Source organism: Mucilaginibacter limnophilus, assembly GCF_004005815.1.
GTDB lineage: Bacteria > Bacteroidota > Bacteroidia > Sphingobacteriales > Sphingobacteriaceae > Mucilaginibacter > Mucilaginibacter limnophilus.
This window is the reverse complement of record NZ_SACK01000024.1, coordinates 1-1,236: the sequence shown is the minus strand read 5'-3', so window position 1 is coordinate 1,236 and position 1,236 is coordinate 1. Positions and strand designations below refer to the sequence as shown.

At 40.0% G+C, this 1,236-nt stretch carries 1 protein-coding gene; it reads right to left on the bottom strand.

Annotation, left to right across the window (positions count from 1 at the left end):
• Positions 1–26: 26 nt before the first annotated feature.
• Complete coding sequence (locus EOD41_RS20525; protein WP_127708718.1) at positions 27–1,019, bottom strand: IS110 family RNA-guided transposase; 993 nt, start codon at positions 1,017–1,019, stop codon at positions 27–29.
• Between the last annotated feature and the right edge of the window lie 217 nt (positions 1,020–1,236).

Genomic DNA, 1,236 nt, shown 5'->3' with positions numbered 1-1,236 from the left:
AAAAGATTTCTATGATAAAAGCAAGATTAAGCTGCTATTTTTGAATGATAGGTTTTGTTGTTTTTTACAACAGAGACAATGCGCTGGAGCATTTTATTTCGTAAGGCGTTGATAACGCTCATTTTGTTTTTACCCTGGGTAACTTTTCTTTCATAGTAATCATACATTTCAGAGTTTTTGTTTTTAATGATTGTCAAAGCGCCCAGATGTAATAACGATTTAAGTTGTTTATTAGCCATTACACTAACCCTTTTTTTGCCTTTTACCGAAGTGCCGGACGAGTGCTCAAAAGGAGCAACGCCGCAATAACAGGCCAGCTGCTTTGCATTGTTAAAGTTCCTCATTGCATTACTGTAGGCAAGCAGGTACCATGCTGTTATTGCCCCTACTCCCGGTACGGATAACATCAGATCATATACCTGTTTTATATCCTGATGTTGCCTGATGAGCTTTCTGATAGCCATCTCCACGTGTTTAATACTTTTGTTGACAGCATTTATAACGGGCTGTAATGCTTTGTTCATTTCCTTTGCCTGAGAAATCAGCCCCATGTCGGCAAACTCATTTACAGGTTGTTGTAACTGCTGCTTTTGTTTAACAAGCCGGTCACGGAAAGCAAGCCAGTCTTTAAGCGCTAAAACTGAGGCGGACGGAATATCTGCACTTGTACTGGTGCTGTAATTCTTTGATGCGTAAAAGGCGATACGTCCGGAATCTGCTTTGTCATTTTTTCCTCTCTGCAAACCGATCGAACGCTTGATCACAATCGGCATAACAACCCAGACTTTGTATCCATGAACAGACAGAAAAAGCATTAAGGGCCTGCTGTAAAGTCCGGTATTCTCCATGCAAAACAGGGTTTCTCCCAAGACAACTTGTCCTGCATTCAGCCACTTGAGCATTTCCTTATGCCCTTTTACATTGTTAGCAAATCTACCATAAAGGAGGTTTTTACCTGCATTTAAGACGGTTACATCCAATGTGGCCTTTGATACATCGATACCTGCGAAATAGTTCATAACTTTATGTTTAATGATACATCCGGTAACCAAATACTGAGCATCTTTCAATTCCCTGATAATAGGCACAAACGCCTCAATTTCTATTTGAAAACAAGTTCAGCAAGCAGCAGGGTCTTCAATCTTTTGATAGGCAGGCACGCCTTAAAAGTAACATAAGAACATCCTGCTGCTTTTGGTTACTACTTCTTTAACAAAATAACAAGTCTAAGGGAAA

Coding starts and splice junctions, on each gene's coding strand:
- EOD41_RS20525 (WP_127708718.1), bottom strand. CDS start 1,019: ATGAACTATTTCGCAGGTATCGATGTATCAAAGGCCACATTGGATGTA.